The organism is Vibrio sp. RE88 (assembly GCF_013113835.1).
Classification (GTDB): Bacteria; Pseudomonadota; Gammaproteobacteria; order Enterobacterales; family Vibrionaceae; genus Vibrio.
The window spans coordinates 287,915-307,984 of record NZ_VTYQ01000006.1; the positions used below are offsets into that span (position 1 = coordinate 287,915).

Annotated in this window: 19 protein-coding genes; 7 read left to right on the plus strand and 12 right to left on the minus strand. The window is 46.1% G+C overall.

Going from position 1 to position 20,070, the window contains the following annotated elements; genetic code table 11:
- Window positions 1-3 precede the first annotated feature (3 nt).
- The 3 genes from F0265_RS16195 to rsuA all read right to left on the minus strand — a co-directional run bounded on the left by F0265_RS16195 (window position 4) and on the right by rsuA (window position 2,727).
- Window positions 4-663: a DUF2913 family protein gene (locus tag F0265_RS16195; protein WP_171749675.1), complete on the minus strand. Its 660-nt coding sequence runs from the start codon at window positions 661-663 to the stop codon at window positions 4-6.
- Window positions 663-1,865, minus strand: a complete 1,203-nt coding sequence (locus F0265_RS16200; RefSeq protein WP_171749676.1) for a Bcr/CflA family multidrug efflux MFS transporter — start codon at window positions 1,863-1,865, stop codon at window positions 663-665. Before F0265_RS16200 ends, F0265_RS16195 begins: the two co-directional genes overlap by 1 nt.
- Window positions 1,866-2,025: 160 nt before the next feature.
- Window positions 2,026-2,727 carry a 16S rRNA pseudouridine(516) synthase RsuA gene (rsuA, locus tag F0265_RS16205; protein ID WP_021456797.1) on the minus strand — a complete coding sequence of 234 codons (702 nt, stop codon included), beginning with the start codon at window positions 2,725-2,727 and terminating at the stop codon, window positions 2,026-2,028.
- A gap of 73 nt (window positions 2,728-2,800) precedes the next feature.
- Between rsuA and F0265_RS16210 the strand changes: the two genes are divergently transcribed.
- The 6 genes from F0265_RS16210 (at window position 2,801) to F0265_RS16235 (ending at window position 9,018) form a co-directional block, all read left to right on the plus strand.
- On the plus strand, window positions 2,801-4,540 hold the full coding sequence (locus F0265_RS16210) for a DEAD/DEAH box helicase (RefSeq protein ID WP_171749677.1): 1,740 nt from the start codon (window positions 2,801-2,803) through the stop codon (window positions 4,538-4,540).
- 171 nt (window positions 4,541-4,711) lie between these two features.
- On the plus strand, window positions 4,712-5,110 hold the full coding sequence (locus F0265_RS16215; RefSeq protein WP_019275441.1) for a PepSY domain-containing protein: 399 nt from the start codon (window positions 4,712-4,714) through the stop codon (window positions 5,108-5,110).
- Between the two features lie 12 nt (window positions 5,111-5,122).
- On the plus strand, window positions 5,123-5,782 hold the full coding sequence (locus F0265_RS16220) for a response regulator transcription factor (RefSeq protein ID WP_021456799.1): 660 nt from the start codon (window positions 5,123-5,125) through the stop codon (window positions 5,780-5,782).
- Window positions 5,772-7,115: an ATP-binding protein gene (locus tag F0265_RS16225; protein ID WP_171749678.1), complete on the plus strand. Its 1,344-nt coding sequence runs from the start codon at window positions 5,772-5,774 to the stop codon at window positions 7,113-7,115. Before F0265_RS16220 ends, F0265_RS16225 begins: the two co-directional genes overlap by 11 nt.
- Before the next feature lie 256 nt (window positions 7,116-7,371).
- Window positions 7,372-8,115 (plus strand): DUF481 domain-containing protein, encoded by a 744-nt coding sequence (locus tag F0265_RS16230; RefSeq protein WP_031342848.1) that lies wholly within the window; start codon window positions 7,372-7,374, stop codon window positions 8,113-8,115.
- A 99-nt stretch (window positions 8,116-8,214) separates the two neighbouring features.
- A complete protein-coding gene (locus F0265_RS16235; protein ID WP_171749679.1) occupies window positions 8,215-9,018 on the plus strand; it encodes an N-acetylmuramoyl-L-alanine amidase-like domain-containing protein in 804 nt (267 codons plus the stop codon).
- A 50-nt stretch (window positions 9,019-9,068) separates the two neighbouring features.
- Here the strand turns inward: F0265_RS16235 and F0265_RS16240 are convergent, their stop codons facing one another.
- The 8 genes from F0265_RS16240 to F0265_RS16275 all read right to left on the minus strand — a co-directional run bounded on the left by F0265_RS16240 (window position 9,069) and on the right by F0265_RS16275 (window position 17,882).
- Window positions 9,069-9,521 (minus strand): hypothetical protein, encoded by a 453-nt coding sequence (locus tag F0265_RS16240; protein WP_171749680.1) that lies wholly within the window; start codon window positions 9,519-9,521, stop codon window positions 9,069-9,071.
- On the minus strand, window positions 9,514-10,203 hold the full coding sequence (locus F0265_RS16245; RefSeq protein ID WP_171749681.1) for a winged helix-turn-helix domain-containing protein: 690 nt from the start codon (window positions 10,201-10,203) through the stop codon (window positions 9,514-9,516). Before F0265_RS16245 ends, F0265_RS16240 begins: the two co-directional genes overlap by 8 nt.
- 3 nt (window positions 10,204-10,206) lie before the next feature.
- Complete coding sequence (locus tag F0265_RS16250; RefSeq protein ID WP_171749682.1) at window positions 10,207-13,275, minus strand: efflux RND transporter permease subunit; 3,069 nt, start codon at window positions 13,273-13,275, stop codon at window positions 10,207-10,209.
- Window positions 13,262-14,464 (minus strand): efflux RND transporter periplasmic adaptor subunit, encoded by a 1,203-nt coding sequence (locus F0265_RS16255; RefSeq protein ID WP_171749683.1) that lies wholly within the window; start codon window positions 14,462-14,464, stop codon window positions 13,262-13,264. The genes F0265_RS16250 and F0265_RS16255 overlap by 14 nt, the downstream gene beginning before the upstream one ends.
- A gap of 191 nt (window positions 14,465-14,655) precedes the next feature.
- A complete protein-coding gene (locus F0265_RS16260) occupies window positions 14,656-15,105 on the minus strand; it encodes a hypothetical protein (RefSeq protein ID WP_171749684.1) in 450 nt (149 codons plus the stop codon).
- Window positions 15,098-15,751, minus strand: a complete 654-nt coding sequence (locus F0265_RS16265; RefSeq protein WP_171749685.1) for a winged helix-turn-helix domain-containing protein — start codon at window positions 15,749-15,751, stop codon at window positions 15,098-15,100. The genes F0265_RS16260 and F0265_RS16265 overlap by 8 nt, the downstream gene beginning before the upstream one ends.
- Before the next feature lie 109 nt (window positions 15,752-15,860).
- A complete protein-coding gene (locus tag F0265_RS16270) occupies window positions 15,861-17,135 on the minus strand; it encodes an LssY C-terminal domain-containing protein (protein ID WP_171749686.1) in 1,275 nt (424 codons plus the stop codon).
- Between the two features lie 18 nt (window positions 17,136-17,153).
- Window positions 17,154-17,882 (minus strand): glycosyltransferase, encoded by a 729-nt coding sequence (locus tag F0265_RS16275; protein ID WP_171749687.1) that lies wholly within the window; start codon window positions 17,880-17,882, stop codon window positions 17,154-17,156.
- 343 nt (window positions 17,883-18,225) lie between these two features.
- Between F0265_RS16275 and rplY the strand changes: the two genes are divergently transcribed.
- Entirely contained in the window at window positions 18,226-18,504 is a 279-nt protein-coding gene (rplY, locus tag F0265_RS16280; protein ID WP_006962536.1) for a 50S ribosomal protein L25, read from the plus strand.
- Window positions 18,505-18,940: 436 nt separating this feature from the next.
- Here rplY and csm6 read toward each other — a convergent pair whose 3' ends face one another.
- Window positions 18,941-20,068, minus strand: coding sequence for a CRISPR-associated ring nuclease Csm6 (csm6, locus tag F0265_RS16285; RefSeq protein WP_171749688.1), 1,128 nt, complete (start codon window positions 20,066-20,068; stop codon window positions 18,941-18,943).
- Between the last annotated feature and the right edge of the window lie 2 nt (window positions 20,069-20,070).

Genomic DNA, 20,070 nt, shown 5'->3' on the forward strand with positions numbered 1-20,070 from the left:
AAACTAAACTTGATAACCAATTGGAATCTCAGCCAAGTGGTTACCTTGGTTACCCGGATAAACCAGATATTCCCCATGGTACTTAACGTTTGATTTGTAGTCGGTAATCTTGTGTAGCATGAATCCTGCTGCCGATGCTTTTTCAACAAACTGCGCGTGGTTACCACGAACAAACCAACTCATTGGTTTGATCAGCATTTCTCCGTCAAAACAGTCATCACACTGGTTAGTACACAGCGCGAAAGAGTTTGGGCCTTCAGTAAAAATCTGAACTTTACCGCAGTTTAGAAGCGGCTCTGACGTTGACACTTCCCAACCGTCTTCTTCCATCTGATCAAGAAACGCGTTGATTTCACTGTCTTTAATCACTCGCTCCGCTTCCCCTTGTGGGAAAAACTCAGCGTAGAACTTAGAAATACGCAGGAAGGTGAACATCAGCCCAGCTTCGTTACCTTTCGAGCGCCCCGCTTTTTGCCAACGAGTAAGATCATCAACCACACAGCGATGGAAACGCTGCGACTTCAAAGCACGGGTTACCCAACGCACCAGATAATGATTGTTTGCCACAGGTGCATCCACGGCCTTACCTGATTTATGATCCACGGCCAATTCTTCCAGAGCGGTATTGACCAAGTTTTGTATTTCAACAGTGTACTGAGACATTACGCCTTTCTTCCAAATATCCAGTAAAATGCGGCGGACAGAATTGAACACGCCGTCATAACAGTAATCATTGGCCAAGTCGCTCCATCAGGCAACATAGCAACGACAACGCCAATCACAGAACCCGTGCCAAAACGCAGCGTTCCTGCCAGAGAAGAAGCCGTACCTGCCATCGCTGGGTATCCACTGAGCAATAAGCCCATGGTGTTACTACCAATTGTCGACAAGGTACCAATGAAAAGGACCACGAAAGGTACAGTGCCCCACAGCCCTAGGTCAAGCATCCAACCAATAAATAGCCCCAATCCAGCAACAAGTTGTACCAACAGGGCAAATCTGAGCATGGCATGGGAGCCGACCTTCTTCACCAGACGGCCATTGATCATGGTCATAATGATCATCGCTACAATGTTTAGGGCAAACAGATAGCCAAAGTGATTCGGCTGTACACCATAAATATCAATGTAGACGAATGAGCCTGCGGTCAGAAAGGCGAACATACCGGCAAAAGAAAATGCACCTGATAAAATCAAGCCCATAGCGACTGAGTTCTTACACAAACGGAAATAGTTACGTATGGTCGTACCAAAGCGAAGAGGCTGCTTGTTCGCTTCACTCAGCGTTTCTGGAATCTTCCAGAAAACCAAAGCGATCACTACCGCTGCAAACGCGGCCAGAATCCAGAAAATCGCGCGCCAGCCAAACCAAACGGCGATATAACCACCAATCATAGGGGCTATCAAAGGAGCAATCGTAATGACTAAGGTCACAAACGACATAGCACGAGAAAAATCCTCGCGATCAAACATGTCGCGAACCACAGCCTGAATGATGACAGCCGCCGCTGCGCCCGCAAAACCTTGTGCTGTGCGTACCCAAGTCAACGCCTCAATGCCGGTCGTGGTTGCACTGACGACGGAAGCAAGTCCAAAAAATAGAACGCCCAGAATCAAAACAGGCCTACGGCCATAACTGTCGGCGAGCGGGCCATGGATCAACTGGCCAATGGCAAAACCTGCGGTATACGCGGTTAAGGTAATTTGCACTGCCCCGTCAGCAACACCTAGGTCACGGGCGATGGTCGGCATCGCTGGCAAGTACATGTCGATGGCTAGCGGCGTTAACGCGCCGATTGCACCCAGAACAAGAAAAAGAAGAAAAGTGATTTGGGGTGCTTTGGTTTGCTCTAATGCAGCAGACATAAATCTCCTACTCGGTTGCGTTAGATATGCAGCTTCCGTGCTGCAACCAAACAGAAAAGAAAGACTCGCATCCGCGAGTCTTGTAGCCGATCTATATTGAGCGATATCTCTATAAAAGACTAGTTCCTAATTGGAACTAAACTATTTCCAATTTAGATGATTAGTTCCAAACTGATTCAATTTCTTCTTGCGTCAGATAGCGATATTCGCCTGGTTCCAGCTCATCATCCAGAACGATGTTACCGATACGTTCACGGTGTAGGTGCTCCACCTTGTTACCCAGTGCGGCAAACATGCGTTTCACCTGATGGTATTTACCCTCAGTGATGGTCAGCAGTACTTCTTTTTCTTCTTCATCAACGATTTCCAGTTTCGCTGGTAACGTTGCCGCCTTTTCATTACGAAGCTCGATGCCCTGTTCAAACTGTGACACGTAATCAGCCCCAATCGGGTCAACCAGCCAAACGCGGTACGTTTTTTCGCATTTGTGTTTTGGCGAAGTAATACGGTGTGACCACTGACCATCATCGGTGATCAACACTAAACCCGTGGTATCTACATCTAAGCGCCCTGCAAAATGAAGATCTTCCATCTTCACTTCGTCGAGTAACATAAAGGCTGTTTGATTAAATCCATCTTCATGCGAACAGACAAAACCATCGGGTTTAAACAACATGATGTAACGAGGACCTGGCTTTTGGATCTCACGTCCTTGCCATTCGACAATACAGTCGTCCGTCACTTTCACCGCACCACTTTTCTGCACGATATCGTTGACGGTGACGTCACCACTTTTAATGATTTTTGTTGCTTCTTTACGTGTCGCACCCAGTGCATCACACAAGTATTTATCTAAACGCATGAATACCTCATCTCAATCAGGTGAGGTATTATAGAGCCACTAGACTAAATAGTTGAGCTATTTCACACAATTTATGTATACACTCCGACCTTACCAAGCCGACTCGGTGAAAGCCGTTATTCACTATTTCCGTAAACACTCCAGCCCAGCCGTCCTTGTACTACCAACTGGAGCAGGAAAAAGTCTGGTTATTGCTGAACTCGCCAGACTGGCTAAAGGTCGGGTATTGGTCATGGCGCACGTCAAAGAGCTGGTAGAGCAAAACCACGCTAAGTACGAAGGGTACGATCTCAAAGGGTCAATCTACTCTGCGGGTTTAGGCCGCAAAGAAACTGACCAACAAGTGGTGTTTGCATCAGTTCAGTCTGTGGTCAGAAACCTTGATGACTTCAAGAACCAATTCTCGCTACTGGTGATTGACGAGTGCCACCGCGTGCCGGACAACAAAAACACCAGCTACCAGAAAGTGATTTCTCACCTCCGTGAGCTGAATCCGGGCATCAAAGTGCTCGGTTTAACTGCCACGCCTTATCGACTTGGAATGGGTTGGATTTACCAATATCACACGCGCGGCCTGGTCAGAACAGAGGAACCAAGGTTCTTTCGAGATTGCATTTTCGAGCTGCCTATTCGTTACTTACTTGATGAAAAGTTCCTCACCCCTGCTCGAATGATGGACGCTCCCGTACTGAGCTATGACTTCTCACAGCTCAAACCCGCAACCACAGGCCGCTATAAAGAGGCGGAGCTGGACATGGTGATCGACAAAGCCAAACGGGCGACACCTCAAATTGTCGAGCAAATCATTCACCTCGCTAAAGACAAACAAGGCATCATGGTTTTCGCGGCAACGGTTCGACATGCTCAAGAAATCTATGGTCTTCTTCCTGAGGGCCAAACTGCACTTGTGATTGGCGACACCCCAACACCTGAGCGCGACGCCATCATCCAAGATTTTAAAGACCGTAAAATTAAATACTTGGTTAATGTCTCTGTGTTAACGACAGGATTTGATGCCCCTCATGTTGACCTGATAGCAATTCTGCGACCAACAGAATCAATCAGTTTGTATCAGCAGATTGTTGGACGAGGGCTGCGTCTTTCTCCGGGCAAAGAAGAGTGTCTGGTACTGGATTATGCAGGCAACAGCTACGATCTCTATCAGCCTGAAGTCGGTGACGCCAAACCTGACTCCGACAGCGAAATCATTACCATCCCCTGCCCAGCTTGTGGCTTCAACAACAACTTCTGGGGAAAGCTGGATAACAATGGCTTCTTAATTGAGCATTACGGTCGAAAATGTCAGGGCTTTTTCGAAGACGAAGAGACTGGTGAACGAGAGCATTGTAATTATCGTTTCCGCGCCAAATACTGCGGGGAATGCGGCGCAGACAATGACATTGCTGCGCGAATTTGTCACGAATGCGATGCGACATTGGTGGATCCTGACAAGAAGCTTAAAGAGGCGTTAAGCTTAAAAGACGCTTTGGTATTCGAGTGCTTGTCGATGGATTTGAGTGTCCACAAAGATGACAAAGGCAAAAGCAGCCTCAAGGTCTCTTATGTGGGGGAAAACCAAGCTCAGGTGCACGAATTCTGGTCTTTAACGACCAAGAAACAGAAGCAGACATTCAAAGATATGTTTGTTCGTCCTCATCTCGCTGACAAACATCGTCCGTTCGACGATGCTTCTCCAACCAAGGTGGTCAATAATCAGCATCGTTTCAGGCCTCCACAATTTGTGATCGCGCGTAAAGCTGGGCGCTTTTGGAAAATGCGAGACAAAATCTTTGAGGATGAACTAACCAACTAGGGTCTGTTGACCTTTGCGGTTAAATTTTGTTCGAGATAAAAGCGTTTTAGTCGCGGCGAGAGGTTTGTCGCCTAGTGACCTAAGCACTCTATCAGCTCATACTTAATATTCACTTTGTATTCAGAAAAGATTCATTATACTGAGTCATAGAATTTCCGAGAAGGTAACGCTATGTTTCATAAGCAGTTAATTTGCTCCCTTGCTGTCACGTTTTGTATGGTGCTTGCTTACCCTACCTACGCTGACAGACACGATGATAAAGATGGTCATGCTCTGGTGCAGGATGTCCATAAAGCAGGGACAGAAATTGAATTTGAAGAAGATCAGGACGAGGTCTACGACGCTGTTCGTAAAGGCTATATTCGCCCATTTTCCGATCTTTACGCTGCGGTGGAACAAGACCTTCACGGACGCATTATCAAAGTCGAACTTGAAGAAGACGATGATATTTGGATTTACGAACTAAAGTTAAATTACAACAACAACATCATCAAAGTTGAGTACAACGCGAAAACGCTGGAAATGATGCTCATCAAAGGTCGCAATTTCAAACAAGCCCTGAAGAATTAGAAGAAGAACGTCATGAAAATACTTGTAGTGGAAGATGAACCTCGTCTTGGGGAACAAATCATAGAAGCCCTTGAACAGAATGGTTGGGTACCTGAACTGTCAGCAGATGGCATTGACGCACTCTATCGTGCGACGTCCGAGGAGTGGGATGCGATTGTACTCGACCTTGGCCTACCAAAGCTTGACGGTCTGACCGTTCTTAAAGGTATTCGAGATGAGAACATCAATACACCCGTCATTATTCTCAGTGCGCGTGATACCCTAACTCAGCGCGTTGAAGGTCTTAACGCCGGTGCAGACGACTACCAGACTAAACCGTTTGAAATGGTTGAACTGATCGCTCGCATTCGCGCCCAGCTTCGCCGCGCATCCGGTAACGCGTCTCCAGTTATGCAAGTGGGCAGCCTGAGCTTAGACACCCGCTCTTCTAAAGTTATGTGGCAAGGTCAGGCAATTGATCTGACGGCACTCGAATATAAAGTCGTCGCTTACTTTATGCATAACCCGGAAAAAGTGATCTCGCGAACCGAGTTGGTAGAACACATCTACAAACAAGACTTTGACCGCGATTCCAATACCATCGAAGTGTTTATCGGGCGCATTCGCAAAAAAATCGCACCTAAAGTGATAAAAACCGTCCGAGGACTGGGATACCAGCTTAATGCCGAATAAAAAAGCGCATTTACTTAAAAAACTCAGCCTCAAAAGCCGCCTCGTTCTGGCGGCGGTAGTCTGGCTAACCGCGATGATCATCGCCGCCGGTGTCATGGTCCCTTCTCAGGTGTATGTCTACATGGAAGATGATGCCAAGGCACAATTGGCAACTTACATGGACGAAATTGCCGCGACAATTGAAGCGGATGAGAAAGGCAATGTGACCATCGGCACTCCCCTTTCGGATCCGCGCTTCAACCGCCCCTACAGTGGCCTATACTGGTCCGCCAAAACGGATAAAGATTTACTGCGTTCTCGCTCTCTCTGGGACAAAGTACTGACCGAAAAAGGCGATCATGACATGCTGGGTGCGCGAGATGAGAAGCTCATCTATATCGAGTCGACACTCTATTACCCTGATTACGATGGCCCCATCGAAGTCACTATTGGTATTGACGAACAACCGATAGAAGATACAGTACGAAGCTTAATGGGCCAGCTATGGGTCATACTCGCGCTGCTTTACCTTGGCGTCCTGACGCTTATCGTCATTCAAGTACAATGGTCTCTGAGCCCACTGACCAAGATGCACAAAGAGCTATCTCAACTGCGTTCAGGCAAGAAGACCCAGCTCGAAGAAGATTATCCACGCGAAGTCGCACCTGTTGTATCAGATTTGAATGCCCTTGTTTTCCACTATCAGGAACTGTTAGAGCGTGCTCGTCACCATGCAGGTAATTTGTCTCATGCATTGAAGACCCCGCTTTCAGTGTTAAAGAATGAGGTCGCCAACAAAGACCAACAAACCAAACAGCAACTGCAACCTTCGCTCGATCAAATCCAAAGCCAGATAGATTACCACTTAGGCCGCGCCCGAATGGCGGGTTCTAAGAACATTCTTTCTGTGAAATCCTGCCCGTCTGAGCGCGTTGATGCAATCTCGATGGCTTTCGATAAAGTCTATGCGGAGCGCGATATCACTCTGATCAACGAACTTGATTCTGACTTGGTGACAGCGGTCGAACAGACTGATCTTGACGAAATGGTCGGCAATATTCTGGAAAACGCTTATAAATGGTCCGACAGCATCATCCGCGTTCATGCAACTCAAAATAGTGAAGACGCCGAAACCATCGACATCATCATTGAAGACGACGGCCAAGGCATCCCTGAAGAGAAACTCAAACAAGTTATTAAACGTGGTGTACGTTTAGATGAGACGACTCCGGGCACGGGGCTAGGCTTGAATATTGTCAGTGAAATGGCCCACAGTTATCGTGGCAAGCTGACTCTCGACCGAAGCTCAATGGGCGGGCTAAAAGCCATTCTATCGATGAAAACCACTCATTAAACCATCGCCCAACAACACACTACCAAAGCAGGCACTCTAGCCTGCTTTGCTATTTTCTATTTCAGCTAATACGTTTCATTAAACTTCATTCCATTTTCTTGAATAAATAGCCATACCGTCCAGAACTCCAACGACCTTCAATTGACAACATTTGAGAAGACTAAAACTGAGTCAATCATGATTTATGATGATTCAGTTAACTTTTTCAGGGCCGCAAACATAATGAACAAATATTATTCAAAGTCAGTTATTTCAAATGAAAACAAAATCAATGATTGCTTTGGCTGTCGCTCTGGCTACAAGTGCAGCACATGCAGAGGAAGAAGAAACACTTCCTCAAGACCCTTTTTCAGCTCAGACAAAGTTGGGCTTTATCTATACCGAAAACACTAGCTCATCGCTGTCTTACAACACCGCGTTGATTTTAGGCTACAGCAAAGACCAGTGGGAACACAAAGGTGGCTTTGAAAGCTACTATACGGACGCCGACAACGCTGACGATGGTGCCAACCGCTACACAATTAATGCCGGTTCAACTTACGACTACACAGAAACCAGCTTCTTAAGAGCAGCCACTCGTTTTGAGAACGACCTGTACGGCACGTATCGCAAACAATGGGTCTTGATGAGTGGCCTCGGTTTCTATTTACATAATACCGATACCGCCAAACTTTCGGTGTCACTCGGTCCGGGTTACCGAATATCTGAACGTCAACCCACGGACAGTGAATTCCCTTCCCTACGTAACTACGAAGTAATTGCCACCTCAACGTTGGACGGTTCTGTATCGTTTTCAGAAACCTTTTCTGTCGGTGCCGTTATGGACGTGGCACACGGTGAAGAGAATACCCACTACAATACCAAAGCGTATGTAAAGAACATCCTGATGGGCAGTTTGGCACTAGTTTTCGATGTGGAATACATCTACAACACCACCGTCGCTGACGATCAATCTAATGATGAAATCTACTCGACGATGAGTCTTAGTTACGATTTTTAAGGTTATTTCATTTATTAATTAGCTTTGCACTCGGGTAGGTTTGAGTTAGGAAACAACGTCAAAACTCATAAAAGCAAGAGGCTACACAAGGATGATTGTATGAAAAAAGCCCTCGTAGTGTTGTCAATTACTGCCACCACCATTGCCGGTGGCAGCCTTTTCACCAGTTACCTGCGAATGGAGCAGGACAAACGTGTGGATGAACAAGAGATTCTGACTGCGATTCAGAACGACAACCAACTCAGCACACCTGATCGCATCGTTCAAACCTCTGGCATGTTTATCGGTGTCGATTATGAAGCGAATACGCTCACTTCCATCAATTCAGATAAAGAAGTGCTGGTCAAAAACTTCAACCACGTTGACTGCTTTACTCTGCTCGACTACGTCACTTCCCTCGCCTTTTCTGATTCCTTCGGCCAATTCGATAAGAACCTTAAGCTCGCGCGCTACTTATACGGCAACGTAGACTTTCTCATGCGCCGCCATTTCTTTTCTGATTGGCTGGAAAATAGTCCATTCAATGTCCAAGACATCACGCTCACCCTCGATACCCGAGCAGTCACGACCGTGAAGCACATTAATCAGAAAACACCTGAAGGCGAACGTTGGATCCCTTCGGTACCGATTAAAGATAAGGACATCAGTTTTATTCCGCGCGAATTTGTCGATGATACTTTAATTAAAGAGCTGAAAAGCGGTGACTTGATCGGTATATACAGCCACAAACGTGGACTAGACGTTTCTCATACGGGCATCTTCGTTGAAAATGGTGACGAGCCGATTTTCCGTCATGCATCCTCTGTCGAAGGTAAAGTCGTCGACACTCCGATGCTGGAGTATCTAAAAAGCAAACCGGGCATCATCGTTTATCGATTTAGCCCCAACAGTTCTTCAAGTTAAAAAAAACGGCAACTTATTAGTTGCCGTTTTTGATTCTATTTAACCAGTGACTAGTATGTCATATGAAGGATCACTTTGTGCCCGACAAGTGCCGCATTGTTCTCACCCAACTTAGCCACTTTCATGTGGCCATCGAATGAGCCTGGTCTGACAAACAACTGTTCAATCATACCCTTACGTAACGGCTCAATATCCAACGGTTTGTGCTCTTCCATAGCAAAGAAAACACCATCACTGTCGAGCTCATATCGGCCCGAACCTGTGTAGCCAACGCGGCTTTTAGGTAGCACCGCATAGACATCGTAGCCACCGTTCTCTTTCAACGTCAGCTCCAGACGCAGCGGTAACGTCGTCGCATAATCATCATCAGGATCCGCTGACGACACGTGTACTACCGTATGGCTAATCATATGACGATTAAGCTGATTGTCATCACTGTAGGAGACCGCCGCCCCGAACGCGATACCCGCAGCAAGCGGTACAATGGCTAGTAATTTATTCACAACTCATCACCCCACTTTTCTGACTGAAGCTTAAAGAACGCCCCTGGTCATCCACTAACAACGTCAGTTCGCCGAAGTCATACAAGGTCGCATTTTGGTAGTGCACTTTCGCTCCGTTGTTTTCTGGAGTAAACCAGCAAGAGGCAAACTCTTGCTGTTCGAAAGATGCATAAGCCAGAGGTGAGCGTGAGCTTTCAATAATTGAGTAGCTCGCGACGGCACCGAAGACAAACAACCCAGTCGCAACAAGTTGAGTACGGTACTGCGCCATGCGACTACGTAACGTCTCTTTCGGCTCCTGAGGGGCAGGAATTTCCACCACCTCAGGAACAACGGATTCAACTTGATCAACTTCGCTTGCTGGCTGATAAGTATCTACTCGGCCCACAAATTCATAACCCGTACCTCGAACCGTACGGATGATTTCACCGGCGCGATCTTCCAAAGCTCGGCGGCAGTTGGAGATACAATGCAGTAAGCTACTGCTCTCCACTACGATGCCGCGCTTTAGCCACACTTCATGCATCAACTCGTGCTTAGTCAGCGTCTCGCCAGCTCGCTCGATCATGTAGTTAAGTAGCGCAATCTCATTGATTCCGATCGGATGGCGAACATTGCTTCCCTGACTGTGAATATAGCCTTGCTCAACATCGAGAATATGGCTTTCATTAATCAGTAACATATTTTATCCCTCAACGAGCAGCTTACGCATTACGCTTTTTTCACGGAGATTCGCCACCGCAACGTAAGCCATTGGAACAAAGAACAGTGAGAAGAAAGTACCAATCGTCAAACCGCCGACTAGAACCAGACCGATGTTTACGCGGCCCAATGAGCCCGGACCTTCAGCCAGAGCGAGAGGCAGAGAACCGATAATCATCGTCAGAGACGTCATCAGGATAGGACGAAGACGAGAGCGTGCACTCATCAACGCCGCTTCCATCACTTCCATACCTTCTTTACGCTTAAGGTTGGCAAACTCTACCATCAGGATACCGTGCTTGGTTACCAAGCCAACCAGAGTTAGCAAGCCAATCTTTGAGTATAAGTTCAGGCTTTGACCAAAGACGCTCAGCGTCAGTATCGCACCCACCAGACACAGAGGAACGGTGATCAGAATAACCAATGGGTCAACAAAGCTTTCAAACTGAGCGGCAAGGATCAGGAAGATGAAGATCAATGCCAGGCCAAACAGCATCTGCATACCCGCTGAAGACTCGTTAAGTTCTTTAATCACACCATTGTATTCGTAGCTTTGACCCGCTTTTAGCAACTCAGGAAGCTTCTCATCCAGGAATGCTTGTACATCATTCGCGCTGTAACCGGGAACCAAGTCCGCAGTGATCTCCGCAGCGTCTTTACCACCGTAGGTTTTGATGTTCGATTCTGCCGTTACAGGTTTGATCGATACGAACTGAGACAATGGCAATCTTTGACCAGATTCAGAGCTCACGTACAACTTATCTAGAACTTTAAAGTCACCTAACGCTTGGCGGTTTACCTGTACCTGAATTGGGTAAGTAAATCCGTCATCCGCCTGCAGATCGGCAGCTTTCACCGAACCTAAGAAAGTCGAGATGGCATTGGTTACGTTGCCGTAGTCTACGCCTGACAACACAATTGCATTGCGGTCAATCGACAGATCGAAACGTAGCTGGTCACGATGCGTTGAGTTATCAACGTTCGACAGACCTTCGTAATCCTCAAGTAGCTCAACGACTTTCGCTGCGGTATCAGACAACTCATCCAGATCACGGTTAACGGTGGTCACTTCAAGAATCAAGTTAGTCGCTACATCAAGGTTATCCGCAGAACGTACAGAGAAAGACGTCGTGTAAGCCGAGATGCTTTCCTTCGCTTTAGCAATCATCTCATTGATGATTTCATCCGCGCTCTTAGTACGTTCTTCCCATGGCTTCAGCAGCACGTGGTTAGTCGGAGCACTTTCAATGTAAGCCAGATTCGCTTCAATCTCTTTGTTACCTTCAAACACTGCGTTGATTTGATCAGCGTTGTCCAAGTCGTATAGACGACCAGCACCAGCTGGGCCATGAGAAGTCACTTCAATGAAACCAGTATCTTCTGTTGGCAGAAGTACTTTTGGCATAAACCACACCGCAACCACAGACAGAATAGTCAGTACAGCTGTACCCGCTAGAACCTGACGTGGACGCTTAAACCAAGCATTCAGATACACCATATACTTGTCAGTCATGGCGTTCAGTTTGGTTTCTACCCACTGGAACCATTTTGGTGACGTTGTCACTGACTTCAGCATGTAGGCACTCATCATTGGAGACAGAGTCAATGCCACAAAGCCTGAAATGATGACTGATGCCGCTAGCGTAAAGGCAAACTGTTGGAACAGATCCGCCGTCAGGCCTGACATCAAGCCAATCGGCAAGTACACCACGGCCAGAGTTAAGGTCATCGCAATAACTGGGAAAACAATCTCTTTACAGCTCTTAAGTGCTGCTTCAAATGGTGAAAGGCCTTCTTCAATGTGTCGGTAGCAGTTTTCAACCACAACGATAGCGTCATCAACCACCAAACCAATCGCGAGAATGATAGCCAAAATGGTCAACACGTTGATGCTAAAGCCTAGCATTGCCATCACACCAAACACACCGATGACACAAACAGGAATGGTGACCAGAGGAATCGCCGCAACACGCAGTGAACCTAAGAACAAAACAACAATCGCCGATACAAGAACAATCGCTTCAACCAGCGTCATAAAGCCTTGGTCAATCGCTTCTTCGATAAAGTCAGCCTGATTGTAGACCATCTTCATCTCAACATTGTCCGGCACTTCCATGGTTTCCATGGCCGCTTTTACGCGATTTGCTACCGTTACTGGGTTTTCAGACTTAAGTGGTAACACCTGCAGAGACATCGCCATGTCGCCATCAACATGAAGCATGCTTGGCTCAAGGCTCTCCTCTCCCATCTGTACATCTGCGACATCATTAACACGAACAATGTTGCCATTATCAACACGAATAACAAGGTCACGTACGTCTTCAATAGACGTTACCTGATTGACAGGGTTGATTGAGAAGTCACGAACTTCACCTTTAATCGTACCCGCCGTAAACGTCGCATTGTAAGTGCTCAGCGTGCCTACTACATCAGAAGCACTGACGTTCAGAGCCGCCATACGCTCAGGTTGCAGCCAAACACGAATCGCTCGGTTAGAGCCACCATATGGCCCCCACACACCACCAACACCCAGTACGTTTTTGAACTGAGGAGCAATCTGCTGACTGATGAAGTCAAACAGCTCTTGCTTCTCCATATCACCACGGTTAACGAATGTAATAATGTTACTTGGCATCGCCGTGTCAGAAGAGTCATCCGTTACTGTAGGTTTGTCTGTCATCGCTGGCGGGAAGTCAGAAATACCATCCACCTTGCTACGCAGGTTGTTCATCAGGCTTGCATATTCAACCTCACTGATCCCATCTTCAAATTGGATCTTGAGAGAACAGCTGCCTTCCTGACAATCCGTTGTCATCGTTTTGATCTTATCCAGACCTGTGACCGCAGTGATGAGTTCTTCTGCCACATTTTGTGACATGAACTCTGCACTCGCACCGGTAATTGAGGCACTGACTGTTGCCGTCGCGGTCTGGCGCTCAGGAAAATATTGAATCGCAAGTTTTTGGTAGGAGACTATCCCCAGTAGAACAATCGCAATGCTCAGCACTGAGGCGAGCACTGGATGTTTAATACATATTTCAGGCAGCTTCATTCGTTACCTCCGCTGGCTTTTCGTTTGCCGGCTCAGCTACCTTTTTTTCTTCTTTTTCTACTTCGGTCGGAAGTTCAGCGGCAGGTTTCTCTGCTTCTGCTTCTTTGACTGGCTGAGCAGGTAAAGTGCGTGACGGCAAAGTCACAGGTGATTTAGTGCTCTGAACAGATACAGGCGCCTCATGGTTTAGGTTTTGTCGACCTGTAACAACAACGGTTTCACCTAGCTTGAGGCCAGATTCAATCGTCACGTAACCATTATTAGTGTTCTCACCAAGCTCGACTGGGCGCTTAATTGCTTTGTTGTCTTCAACGACCCAAACAAAACGCTGGTCGCCGTCAGCGCCGATAGACGTCTGAGAAACCACAAGGTGTGAATTTGTTTCACCAATCGTTTGTGAAACCTTAGCGAACATACCCGGAACTAGAGCATTTTCAGGGTTATCAAAGTGCGCATGAATTTCTACGCGGCCTGAGCTTTCATCAACAAGAGGAGCGATGTAGTTTACCTTGCCAGTGAAAGTCTGGTCTTGGTAAGCATCAACGGTTAGAGACACAGTCTGGCCCAGCTCCGCTTTACCCACTTCTGACTGGCTGATTGAGTAATGCACTTCAACCGGGTCAAGTTTAATCAGACTAACCAATGCAGTTGCGGCTTCAACACGGCTACCAACAGAATGAGTAAAGTTCGTCAGCTGACCATCAAATGGCGCAACCAACTGGTAGTTCTGCATGTCAGTTTTCTTTTGACGGAAATCAGCACGCGCAAGGTTTGCTTGTTGCTTAAGTTCTTCTACATCCTGAGCAGACATGGAATCTGGTTGTTTCTTTAGCAATGCCAACACACGGTCTAGCTTAGACTCAGCTAATGCCAGTGAGCTCTCTGCTTTATCGAGTTCAGCTTTAGCTTGGTCATCATCAAGTTGAGCAATTAACTCGCCCTTCTTAACCACATCACCATCGCTGAACTTTAACGACTTAAGTTTTTCACCTGCACTGAACGTCAGCGCGGCGGAATCTGTTGCTTTAATTTTGCCAACTTCATTTAGTGAAGCTGCACTTGATTGCTCGGCAACTACTTCGACGGTTACCGGAGTCGCAGGAACTTGATCTTCTGCTGTCGCGTTAACGGCATAAACGGAGCTAGCAGTACATAAAATAGACAGCGGCAAAGCCTTAGAATTTTTCATGATTTGTCTCTAATTGATGAAACTTGCCGCTTGTTATACCTAAGATTTTTCTTGCTAAGTTAGGGCTTTGTCAGGTGGATGATATTTAATCATGAACCATTATTAAAAAACATCAAAGCCATGTTTTTAAAGGAGAAAAGGCACAAAAAAAGCCAGCATCTAAATGCTGGCTTTTGCACTATTTTTGAACATTACTTTTCAGCAGTAACAAACAAGTAGGAGTATCTTGGCGCAACCAAGATGGTTTGTTCTTTGTCGATGCGGATGACTTTCAGATCTTCCATTGAATGCATCCCTCGTTGGCTGAACATAGTTTCCATCAGGTTCAGTGTTTTTCCTTCAGGGATCACTTGTTCTGCAGAAATCGGCATCAGCGAGAGCCCATAAGAATTGAAATCATAGTTACCTGTGGTGTTGAACCCAATCAGATTCCCCGTTAAAAAGTACAGTTCATACTGGCCAGAGCGTTTCAAGCTTAGTGAAGCGCGCATCTTAACCAGTTCGCTTCCTTCTTGATGAGGAACAACAACCTGAGTACGACTTTCGAAGTTCTGATTCATGGTCGGTGAGTTGACGTAAGCCGCCACACCACCAATCGCTAGGCCCGCTACCACACTGGCGATCGTCATTGTCTTATTCACAAATCACCTCCACTTCTTCAGGAAGGTAACTGACTGACGTTCCATCCTGATCAACCAATATCACCTGATTTCCAGTCTGGAAGGCACGGACATTGGCCAGTGTAATAGGCTCGTCCGTTTGAATCGTACATCCTAAGTAGCGCGTTTCGGTATAGTCGGCTTCAACCCAAGGCGTACGTAGCGTTGAGATAAGTAGGTACCCCGCCAATGCACTCAGGCTAAACGCCACCAAATAACGCGCATTACGCTTTTTCAATACCGTTGACGGTACGTCCGTTTCTCTTTCTGCCGAAGGTGAAGGCGCAGAATCATCAGCTATAACCTCAGGTTCGTAATCTCTGACTTCACCGTTAAATTGATAACCAACACCACGAATCGTACTGATGATTTCACTGTTTTTATCTTGAAGTGCTTTTCGGCAGCTCGACACACAGTGCAGCAAACTGCTCTCTTCAACGATGACACCTTTTTTATGCCAGACCTGTTCCAGAAGTTCTGATTTAGAGAGGGGCTTATGGGGGTGCTCGATCATGTATTGAAGTAACGCGACTTCGTTACCACCAAGCATAGTTTTTTGACCGGAATCAGCGTCTTCCACTGAACCAGCAAGCAAGTTGAGAATATGATTATTATTAATTATCAGCATCGTAATAGACTGAATATAGGTACTTTCTATACCTTAACCATATCTTAAAACTTATAAAAAAGAAAAACTCAACCGATTAAGACTGAGTTTTCGTTAGTTTTTTTGCTAGCTAGCTTCCAGTCTGAGGCATTGTTGTTTCTTGAATGACCAATATCTGACCGTCGGTAAAATAGTCATGTTGGTCATCTATCGCGGTAGGTGTAGATAGTGGTTGAAAAGCGATCGTTTGCCGAGGTAATGCCAACTTCACCTGTTGGGCAAGTTTATCTCGCTCTTCATCTACGTTCGGATCAATGCTGTGCAGCACAGTGAAAATACCCGAATAGGCAGTGAGTTTTAATCCGTTGTCGTAGCTTATTGCTCCAAGCCAAATCGTCTGATGACTTTGTGGATCCACTCCCCCCTTCCACCAGCGAATGTGGCTCCGTTGAACCAAATCTCCGGGAAGCTGGAACGCCATATCTTGAGGTGTTTGGTTCCAAAACAAGTCAGACACCGGCGGAGTCTGATTGTTAATCAAATCTAAATACACTGATGGGTCAATGTCATGACGTGAAAATGTGTGATTCTCAATCCAGCCAAGCTGCAACATCAGCTCACGTGGAGAGTCACCAAAGTAGAGCACATTGATAGCCTGTGCATCAAACACCGATGATTTTCCCGGATACGCTTTGAAGTTAAGCGCTGTAGGTACAATTTTTGGCGTCGGCCCTGCCTGCACAACAAAATCATCGGACATATGGAAAAAATGCGTGTAGTTGGCGTACAGCATCGCGCCCAGTAGAAACAGCGAGAATTTAGGTAACATTAAACGCCACTTTAAGCGTTTACCAATAAACAGAAAAACAAGACTGGCACCGACAGCAATCAGGCTGGCTTGGTGCTCAACAATGACGGCTTTGACTTCAGCGATCATTGGAAATTTATCGATGCCATAAGCGAGCAGATAGCCCCACATCACAAACTGGCCAACGCCCAACACCAGCCCAATAGAAGAAAAAACGCTAAATCGCACCCAGGTAATCTTATTGGTGCCCGCAATAAACGGCACGACCCAAGCAATAGGCCCTAGTAAGCGAGCAAACGCCAATACTGTGTTCCCCCGTTTCGCCATCAAATGGCGACATCGGGCTATCGGGCGTCTGGTCTTAGGCTGCCACTTAACCAATTTCTTCTGAGCAGGTACGCCCACTTTTCGCCCAATGAAATAGCTCGCCTGATCGCCAAGAAAGCCACCAAGTAGTACCGCGAAAACGCCAGTAATAATCCCCTGATGCAACTGATAACCCGCTGCGATCAGAAAAGGCTCTCCCGGTACAAATAGATTGGGGCCTATTAACGCATCCAGTAAGGCCCCAATAAACAGGCTAGCTCCTTCAAACATAACCAAAGTCCCTGAGTATTACTGCTCTTTATAGTGACCAAACTTGTATTCCATTTCGTTATTGCGCATTTCCCCAAAGAAGAAACGGCGCACATTGGCTTTAAAGTAAGTCATGCCCATTTTGAACATACCATCTTGATCTAAGCGGCGAGGGTCAAAGCCGAACGTCAGATTCAAGAAGCGGAATCGCCATGTTTTACTTGCCCGCTTCACGTAGTCACAGTCTTCACACAACACGATTTGCTCATCAAAGCCATTCAGTTGTTCATGCACGCGTTTGGTCGAGAAAATACACGCCCCAACCGCGGTGGGAAAAATAAACTGCGTCGTAAACAGACCTAAATTAAACAAACCATAACCTAGCTTGTGTACCACAGGCAGATCTTTGGCGCCCATATACACACCCGCAACCTCAAGCTGCTTTTCTTCTAACTGACTGACTGCGTTGGCTAAGAAGTTCGGCGCTAGTTGAACGTCCGCATCAAGAAACAACAAACGCTCATGCTTTGCCATAGACGCGCCTGTATTACGCCCTAGGCTCACACCGCGTGTATCCATTTTATGCACGGTTAATGCAGGTAAAGAAGCCTCATACGCGCTCGCCACTTCTCTTGTCGCGTCTTCGCTGTCTGAATCGACAAGAATCACTTCAAAGTCACGATGCGTCTGCTTGCTCAAATCTTCCATCAAACGCCCAATGCGCTTTTCTTCATTCAAGGTAATGACAACAATACTTACTGGTCCCATATCGAACTCCTCAATCAATCTATCATTCACGATATGAACAATACCGTGGTGAGACTTAATCACGCGTGAGAAGAATGTTCAGATTCGGTTCATATTGACCGCTTGTTTAGGTGTAAAAATGTAAGTATCTTGTGCCTGCCTCAAACAACGGTAAGCGACTGAAAATATTTACTCAAAAGATAGCCAGTTAAACGGGTTTTCTATTGCGGGAAAATCGAGAGAGTGATAGTATCCGCGCTCGCTTGAAGAGTTACTACCAATTACTCGAAAGCGTTTACCACATTCACGCGAGGTCGCATCGCAGAATGTGACGTTATTTTTTTCATATTTGAGAGTAAATACTATGAAATTTGAAGCAGTAGTACGTACTGAACTAGGTAAAGGTGCGAGCCGCCGCCTACGTCACGCTGGTCAATTCCCTGCTATCGTTTACGGTGGTGAGGCTGCGCCAGTATCTATCGTTCTTAACCACGACGACGTTGTTAACCAAATGGACAAGCCTGAGTTCTACGAAGGTATCGTTCTAGTGATCGACGGCGCTGAAGTTAAAGTTAAGCCACAAGACGTTCAACGTCACGCTTACAAGCCAAAAGTTGAGCACATGGACTTCATCCGCATCTAATTCCCTACCAAGGAATTAAATCGGATTACATCCAGCCTTTTGCATAAAGAATATCGGCCTTACCAACCGAGACTTCTAAAAATTCGAAACCCCGATGCTACCAACATCGGGGTTTCACCGTTTTTGGGCTCTCAAAGCCGTTCTCAATTCTCTTCAACTTGCTGAAACACTTAGTTACTTAACATCAACCTGCAATAGCCGCATCTGTTTTGATTCGACTGAGGTGTGGACGAAAGATGGACTTATACAGTAGTTTATCTCTCAAGTATCTTCATCACTACTCAAATTGCTGCCTCACTCTCCCTACTTTATTCTTTAATCCATATATACGCCTAAAACGCTCTAATGAGGCTAAAGGTTTGGATGTTCATACGGTACATGCTGATGAGTTGGTTAAGGAAGAGATTGCTTTTAGCGATGCAAAAAAATGCAAAAATCACTGTAAATCCCCATCGATAACTATTTTGAGTGATGGGTCTATACTATAGCTTGCTCCCGATTTAGCCCCATCTGAGTGCACTTTGATTTTTTTTACAACGTCGAGCACCAATGAGCGCTCAATAGCCTTGTGGAATGCATTAAGTGACTGGCGAACGAAATCTTTTGTCATAGGCAAGATTTCACAATCTTCTTGTCTCCACTGCCCTTCGTCCTCTAAGCCCATGCTTTTATACAGTCTCACGTCAGCTTTGATCGTGTCCAACACTTCCAAATAGTGTTGCGTATGAGCTACGTCCTCTTCAAAGTACCTGTCTAGTGTCTGCTTACGGCCAGGTTTAGTTAAAAAGAACATATAAATTGCAAGTTCCTTACCCGTCAAATGCAAAGTAATTCCTGCAACTTCTAATGTTTTACTAAAAGAATTAATGTTCACACATAACTCATTACAACTAGCACCATTCATCGCTGAGACGGTTTTAGAAAATGAATGCTGTTTCATCTGAGCAAACATCGATTCGTCAACCTGACGACGCATGCGTACAAACGGTATTTGCGCTAGTGTTACTGTAGCATCCTTACTGTTCACCACTTTTTTCTTGTCTCGACCAACGATGTATTTGTCATAAGGTGTCGGATAGTAAAATTCACTGACAAACTCAAAATCATCGTCAACAAATACATGGCTTAATATATCTTGATCGCGGCCATATAGAGACATTGCGTAACCCATGTAAAAGGCCATGGTTTTTCGCCCTCCGGCAATAGAGGCATGAATCGCCAGATTATCATCTGATGTTAGTTCAGCTACTTTACGTGTAATAAAGTCAGCCATCACTGATTGATCTGATTCTGCTTTAGCATCACTCAAAGCATTGCCGTGCTCATCTTCGATCAACCAAATATTTTCAGAGCCAAAGCGAATAATTGGTAGCTGATAGTCATCAAAAAGCTGCTGCCAGTGACCTTCTTCAAACAACCTCTTTTCTAGCGTCGGCTTAGAGTTAGCAGTGGTGATAACAAAAACTTCTTCTGGCATTGGACTACCTTGCTTGTGCAGCGCGTAGACCGTTTCAGTTAGGACCTGTGGGCTAGCGCCTATAACAGCGATAAGTATCTGCTTCATCG